The following is a 6,981-nucleotide window of genomic DNA, read 5'->3' as shown; positions in this document are numbered from 1 at the left end:
TCCTCTCCTGTTGTCAGGAGTCAACCCTTCAATATTCCTGACATATTCTCCCTATTTTGGTCACGGGGAAGGGAAGGAATCCGGGTATCATTATCCGAGGAATTAAATGGTAGTGATGGGGTATTTAGTGATTGAAAAATTAATGTTTATTCAATAAGTTTTTGGCAATTTGGATTATCTTGCAAAGCTCGATCGATGCGCGATTTCCAATATCTGTCATTATGCCAACTTTTTGCCCAAGATTGAGCTTCTTTAAAGTTATCAGAAGTTGGGGGGATTTTGCACAAAATTTCAAAACCACCTTCTCTACCCGGCACATCAGCCACAAAATTATTTTTAGCTAGTCCTACTGCTTGCTGAATTAACATTAATTCATTTAATTGAGTCCCACACTTTTCAGGAAACTGATCACCTTGTTTCCTTTCCAATTCTTGCAGTTGTTGAATATTCTTTTCTAAGGGAATATTAAAATCTCGTTTAGCACAAATTTCTGGAATACTAGGTGAGGGGGTTCCCACAGGAGTTTTTGGTTGCCAAAATGACCAAAAAGTAAATCCAAGAAAGCCTAATAGTGCCAAGAAAGATAATATTTTAGTGCAACCAGCAGGAGAATTCTCCACCTTATCTAATTTTTCTAGTTCTTGTTTAACCCATTGAACATTAAATACCTCTTGATAAATTCGATTGGTCACTTCTAGATAATCATCATTCTTAATCACTAATTCTGCTTGCTGAAGTGCCAATTTTTCTGGTTTGTTATCAGCAAAGACTCCCCCCTGCTGCAAAATTTCTTGATAGATTTCTAATCTTGACCTAACATTTTTATCAGGAGTTAAGAGACTGTTTTGTATTTTCTGGAAATGGGATGCTGCCTTATTTTGTAACCAATTTTCTACAATATTTTTCTGAATCAATAGTTCAATTTTTGGTTTTTCTTCTCCTTTCCGTAACTCATTTTTATTGTCGATTAGCAAACGAATAACTATTTCCGTTAACTCCAAGTTACCACCCGTCCAAGCTAAAGTTTCCTCAATTAAAGCTGCTCGTTGATTCTCCTCAAATTTGGGCGTTAATTGTTTTTCAGCCAGTTGATGTGCTTGTCTTTGACGTGCTGTCTGTGCTTTTCGTTTGGCTGCGATTTCACTTAACTCTAAAAAACGCTTTTCTGACTCATTAATATCTTGATTTTTACTCCAAGTTAAAGCTTCTGCTAAATCTTGATCATAAAGAAGTTTAGTGTCATCTTCCCCTGAATTTAACCAAACTTCGTACTTTTCAATGTATGGAGGTATTTTATTTAATTCCGTTGTCACCCAAGTTTCATTAAAAACATTTCTATAAATCTTATTATAAACTTTTAACTTTTGTCGGTCTTCAACTACCAATCCCGTTAAGCGTAATTCTATTTGATCGGGACTACCATCATCGGTCATTTCACCATTTCTTAAAATTTCTAGGTAAAGCTTCAGCATTCTTCTACCCGTGACACGCTTATTTAATAAACGATTATTTAATAAACGATTCCGAATAGTTTTTAGGTGTTCTGGACTATCTTGAGATACCCAGTTACTAATTACTTGCGACTGGATAAAATCGCCGACATTAATCGGGGTTGCTGGGGATTCCTTGCCAAATCCAGGGCGAGATGTGGAGATTAAATGACAAATTTTTTGAGTTAAAAATGGTTGTCCACCTGTCCATTCTATAACCTCCTCTAAAACCCGTTGCGGTGCGATAACTTTGTCCTGCAATCCCTCGGCAAGTTTTCTGGCATCCCTTATAGTAAATCCAGATAATCGAATATCTTGACCAATATTAAAAGGACTACGATAATTATCTAGAATAAAGTTAGAAACTGCCGCTACCCCCAACATACAAAAGGTTAGACGTTGGTAATCCCTATTATGGGGACGTTTTTCATGACAGCTACGCAGCCAAGCAAAGAAATCATCTGTGGAAAATTTTAAACTCAGAACGCTATCAATTTCATCGAAACAGATAACAATAGGTTGGTATATCTCCTCTAAGAGAATTTCATCAACAAATTGATCAAGACGATTAATAGCTGATTTATAGGCTCGTTCATCCCACCAAGTTTGCTCTTTTCCCCGAATAGAAAGAGCAAACCGTTTAACCAGTTGCTCAAATAATACTCGATACCAAATATCTTCGGAGATGTTTTTTCCTATACCACTCAAATCAATGGTAGCACAATCAATATTATCCTCTTTCAGTCGTTTTTGTGTCTGTACCCACAAACTTGATTTTCCCATTTGACGGGAATTTAACACATAGCAATACTGTCCATTTTTTAGATAGTTATAAAATAGATCATCTGCTTCCCGCTTGATATAACTAGGTGCATCTAGGGGAACGCTGCCTCCAACATGATAAAAATTGGTCGCCATAGCATTAAAATTAGCAATTTGTCTGATTGGTTAAGTTCGATGAATAATTTAATCAAAGGTTATCTGTCCCTAAGCTAGTCCGCATTTAAAGTTCTGGGTTCGATGGGGGAACGGGGAACAGGTGAAAACGAATATTAGATTTAGATGTACAACAGTTTAACTCAATATATTGGATTTTAGGAGGATAGGCGATACCTAAAATAGTCGCTGTATAGTGGATAACGGGGTTGAACAGCATTCTGCACAAAGGTTACTAATCCTAAACTATGAAGTTGCCAATTAATTGTTGCACCTAAATCAACGGGAGAAGAGGACTCTACAACCTTTTTCATTCCTGCTGCTAGGTTTGGATGTTCTTGTAAGTTTAGCAAATGTCCTCGCAAATGATCCCCATAAATCCCCGCTTCCTCGGCTGCTGTCTCTAAAAAATCTGCTAAAGACAGTTGTTTTTGGGTAATCCCATAAATCGCCTTTTGGATTAAATAGGGATGTCCCCCGACAAGATTAATTATTTTTTGCAGTTCATCTTCTCCCAAGTTAGCCTGATATTTATTAGCTAGAGTCAAGACCTGTTCTAGAGTAAAATCAGGTAACAGGATTTCTGTTCCTACATTCACAGGAGATTTATTCAGGTCAGCAGGAACATAATTTTCTGTGGAATAGGTGATAATTAAGTGTAACTTTTGCCAAGTATTATTATTTTTTGCCTCCTCGTGCCAAAGACGAAATAAACTAAGGAAATCGTCGGCAACGCTGGTATAGGTAAAGAGACTATCTATCTCCTCTAAAACTAAAATTAGGGGTTTATCCAGCTTTTTGAGCAAATGATCTTCAAAATAGGCAGTACAGCTATAAATTCCTAATCCTTCTTGCCATTTTTCCTGAAAGAGAGCTGCTAACCCTAATTTCTTGGAAATAATCAAAGCAAACCAAGAGAGCAATCGGTCTAAATCGCCGATAATTCCTTTACTTGCTTGTAAAAAACTGAAACTGACGGTTTTATACTGTCTTTTGTCAACTTGACTCAAAATTCTATCGACTAATAGGGTTTTACCCATCCCCTTGGCTGATTTAATCCGCAATAATGAACCTGCTTGACTCACCGTCTCCAGACAAAGCTGTTCCACTGGAGGACGTTCAATATACTTGGAAAAATCCGCGGCCCGGTTTTCTCCCTCATCCTCAGACGTGGCAGCTGGTGTTTCCTCCAACTCATCCCAGTCAGCGATTTCTCGATAATCAAGGCCTAATTTTTGACAAATTTCAAAAAAATTGAGATTACTAATCGATTTACCGTTAAGAAAAAGGCTAATAGTCGATTTTGCGAATCCTAACTCCTCAGCAAGCCGCTGTTGACTTGCGTAACCATTGCGTTTAACTGCTTGTTTGACTCTAGGGATATATTCTGATTTTACTTTAAGCGATCGCCCCATAAACTTCCATCAATCGACGCAATCTCTATTTTATCGCAAAAAACTCAGACATATCTCAGTCATTCTCAGTCATAAACTCAGAGAGTCATGACTGAGGATCAAGGTGTACTGGTCGAAGTGTATTTATAAACTACACAAAACAGAATGCTTGACATATTTCCTTCTAAGTCCAAAGACAATGACACTTATAAGGGTGATTCTGGGACTTCAGCTAAGTCTGACAATTATTTAACCTCCGAGGAGAAGTCTCTTTTATCTGATTTACTCAAAGTTAGGGCTGCCACTGTCGTAAGCTTTAAAATTGAAACAGATAGACTTGGAGAAGCTGACTTACAAGATAAATTAAAAGAACTAAAGGACAAAGGCTATATCAAAGTCAATAAACAAAAAAACTACGAAATCTTTACTCCCACTTGGAAAACTCGTTGGCTCAGGGTAAATGGTATTTTGTAGTCAGGTTCTAACGGAATTAGATAAGTTTCCTTTTTTCAGTTCATTCACCCATTACCTATTTTTGGTAGATTCTCAGACAGCTGCCGCCACCGACCTTTCTAGTGAAATACAGAAATTTGTGGAAGGACATCGGTGGTCTTTTGTGGTGACTGCGATAATTATTGGAGTAGCAGTTGAAACTAGAATTAGCTATTTCTCAGCTTTTAGGATTCGTCATTTATTTCCCGATTTAGAAAAGGATTTTTTAAATACTTTCCTTTGTTTATTAATTGTCAAAATTTTTGTATCAATACTTTTATACCTTCTCATTCAACTTATATTTTCTCTATTAAGCTTGATCGAGGATAATGTATATGTTGGTTTAATCATTGCTCTAGTCTTTGGTTTTATTATTAGTTCCTTAAACCCTAATTTAGAACAAATTGACCAAGTAATGGGTGGATTTAGCCCATCGACAATTAATCCTGTCTCCAGTCTGATCAAAAAGCTATTAGAGTTGTACAAAGAATTTCAAATATCTATTATGGAGACTTTCGACGAGAAATTGGCATCGGAGAGAAACAGACTATATGATGATACCAGATATGAATTTGATCGTTTTCAAAGACTTATTATTCAAAAATACATCGAAGAATTAATCGGGAGATATACACTGGAAAGAACGCAAAAGAACTATCAAAGAAGATTAGACGCTATTCTAGGAGGATTTAGTGGCAGCGATCAGAAAGAAGAATTAATATGGTTATTATTTACTATGGGTTTTACTTATAAAGATATCAATCAAATTAGAAGTGACCCAAAACAATCAAGAATTTTAATAAGACTGGGAGAAATAGAACAGGGGAATAGTAGGATAAATTAAACGTCGGCCAGTTAATTAAATACACTTGTACTGTTTTTGTCGATTAACTGGAATCGATAAAAATCCTTGAGGGGGAGTGACGGGTTGACTTTTCCTGACAATTCTCGCCATCTGGACCAGAAAAAAAGTAACCGATGTAAAACCTAGCAGTTAGACTGTCTTCTCTCCCTGACAGGTGTTTTGAGGGGTTTTTTCGCCGATAAGTATTAAGGGGTATACTGCCAATATTTCCGATGATTGACAATTTTCTAGCGATCGAGCCTTTCCACTACGGAAATTCGAGTTTATGATAAAAAGAAATCCTCTCTCAGGTAAGAGCGGTAGTATGGCTTACTCGACACAGCAGTTAATTGAAATCCTCGAGCGAGAAATGCACGCCACTTGCAAAGGGGAACGTCTGTTACTCTCTCCGGCGGAGCGCATTGATAATCCGGTGATTGCCAAGGCGATCAATCTAGAAAAGGTGGGCAAAGTCTTCGCCTATCAGGATTTTCGCCGCCAAATTCACGATTATCAACAAAAATATCAGGTTTCGGGCATTATCTGGCGTGTTTGTCAATGGGGCGATCGCACTCTCCGTTATCCCGAAATTCATAATCAATTAGTTGCCGTGGCGGGTGACAAGGAAATTCTCATGGCCGCCAAAGCCTCGGTTTTAGAGTTTTGGAACAGTATCACCCCTAATATGAATTTTTGGTGGGCGCTTAACTCTCGTCGTCCCATTTCCGCCGATTCTCTAGCCGAATTAGTTGCCCAGTCCGAATGGGCGGAATTAGATGTGGCGCGCACAGAATTATATCTCGGTCTCTGTTGGGGTAATCCTTTAGAACACCAGTATCAATGGGCGCAACCCTTTTCCGGTTGTCATCGCATTATCGCCGCCGTCGATGAACCTAGTTCGATTAAGGTATGAGGGCGATTGATGTCTTGGGAATTATGAATTATGAATTGGGGGGTGGGGAGAATAAATAAAAGCAATCTCCTGACTTCTGACTGCTGCCGACCGTCTCCTATTGTAAAGTTTTGTTAATTTTTCTGGGATTAGGGCGTTTTGTAAAAATAGATACAGAATTGTATGTTATACATATTAGTGGGTGATTAAAAAAGTTCGAAACACTATTTGCAGCTCGGAGGAAATGATTATGTCTACAGAACAACAAGCTCGCGCCTTAATGATGCGTCACCACCATGCCGTCAAAAATCGTCAACAATCGATGTTAGGGAGAAGTGCTTCTGAAATCGGTATTGACAATGACAATGGCCACGGGGAAACCGTTCAACGTCGCTTCTCGGCCGACTTCTCTTCCTAAACTTATGATCGCTCTGGTGTTACTCTGAGTTAAGCTCTTAGATTTCGCCAAAGTGTAAGCTTTCAATCTTAGAATTAAGTGAACAATCAGCCCACACAAACCGAGATCGGAATGTGTGGGTTTTCGGTTTTTAGAGATAGGGGTCAGTCCTGGGCCGATTACGCGGTTTCATCGGGATTTATGCCTAATTGCCGTAATTGCGCCGCTAAACGTTCCGCCCGTTGACGTTCGCCTTCAGCATTCTGACGTTCAATTTCGGCTAATTCCGCAGGTAGGAGCATTAAATTGCCGTCTAGGTCATAAAAACGTAGGCAAGGGGCTTCTTCTCGTTGGATGCTGCCCATCCAGACTCCTAACCATAATCCCAAACGTTGATAACGTCAGTTCGGGATAAGGGAGGAAAGAAAAGGCGGGGGCTAGTAAGCTGAAAAATATATAAACTCAGCACCCCCAACCCATCTATGTCTAGTCTAGAAGCTCTTTTCTGTCATGTCGACGACTTCTGCCGTGTATTT

General features: G+C 38.7%; 6 protein-coding genes and 1 pseudogene. 4 read left to right on the top strand and 3 right to left on the bottom strand.

The features are described from left to right. Window positions 1-146 precede the first annotated feature (146 nt). On the bottom strand, window positions 147-2,408 hold the full coding sequence (locus tag IM475_RS11880; protein WP_287727687.1) for an AAA-like domain-containing protein: 2,262 nt from the start codon (window positions 2,406-2,408) through the stop codon (window positions 147-149). Window positions 2,409-2,584: 176 nt separating this feature from the next. Next, entirely contained in the window at window positions 2,585-3,841 is a 1,257-nt protein-coding gene (locus IM475_RS11875; protein ID WP_287727686.1) for an AAA-like domain-containing protein, read from the bottom strand. 144 nt (window positions 3,842-3,985) lie between these two features. Between IM475_RS11875 and IM475_RS11870 the strand changes: the two genes are divergently transcribed. From IM475_RS11870 to gifA, 4 genes are all read left to right on the top strand, one after another. Further along, window positions 3,986-4,294, top strand: coding sequence for a hypothetical protein (locus IM475_RS11870; protein WP_287727684.1), 309 nt, complete (start codon window positions 3,986-3,988; stop codon window positions 4,292-4,294). Continuing rightward, window positions 4,281-5,156 (top strand): hypothetical protein, encoded by an 876-nt coding sequence (locus tag IM475_RS11865; protein ID WP_287727682.1) that lies wholly within the window; start codon window positions 4,281-4,283, stop codon window positions 5,154-5,156. Before IM475_RS11870 ends, IM475_RS11865 begins: the two co-directional genes overlap by 14 nt. 325 nt (window positions 5,157-5,481) lie before the next feature. After that, window positions 5,482-6,069, top strand: coding sequence for a hypothetical protein (locus IM475_RS11860; RefSeq protein ID WP_287727680.1), 588 nt, complete (start codon window positions 5,482-5,484; stop codon window positions 6,067-6,069). 229 nt (window positions 6,070-6,298) lie between these two features. Further along, window positions 6,299-6,466 (top strand): glutamine synthetase inactivation factor IF7A, encoded by a 168-nt coding sequence (gifA, locus tag IM475_RS11855; protein WP_002739262.1) that lies wholly within the window; start codon window positions 6,299-6,301, stop codon window positions 6,464-6,466. 158 nt (window positions 6,467-6,624) lie between these two features. Here gifA and IM475_RS11850 read toward each other — a convergent pair. Then, window positions 6,625-6,840 (bottom strand): annotated as a pseudogene (locus IM475_RS11850) (Uma2 family endonuclease); the annotation flags it as partial. Window positions 6,841-6,981 lie beyond the last annotated feature (141 nt).

The organism is Microcystis sp. M061S2 (assembly GCF_020245605.1).
GTDB lineage: Bacteria > Cyanobacteriota > Cyanobacteriia > Cyanobacteriales > Microcystaceae > Microcystis.
Note: the sequence above shows the minus strand (reverse complement) of the source record. Positions and strands in the feature narration are given on the sequence as shown.

Bases quoted from the DNA above. Each gene is read 5' to 3' on its own strand.
- IM475_RS11880 (WP_287727687.1), bottom strand. From the start codon at position 2,408: ATGGCGACCAATTTTTATCATGTTGGAGGCAGCGTTCCCCTAGATGCA.
- IM475_RS11875 (WP_287727686.1), bottom strand. From the start codon at position 3,841: ATGGGGCGATCGCTTAAAGTAAAATCAGAATATATCCCTAGAGTCAAA.
- IM475_RS11870 (WP_287727684.1), top strand. From the start codon at position 3,986: ATGCTTGACATATTTCCTTCTAAGTCCAAAGACAATGACACTTATAAG.
- IM475_RS11865 (WP_287727682.1), top strand. From the start codon at position 4,281: ATGGTATTTTGTAGTCAGGTTCTAACGGAATTAGATAAGTTTCCTTTT.
- IM475_RS11860 (WP_287727680.1), top strand. From the start codon at position 5,482: ATGGCTTACTCGACACAGCAGTTAATTGAAATCCTCGAGCGAGAAATG.
- gifA (WP_002739262.1), top strand. From the start codon at position 6,299: ATGTCTACAGAACAACAAGCTCGCGCCTTAATGATGCGTCACCACCAT.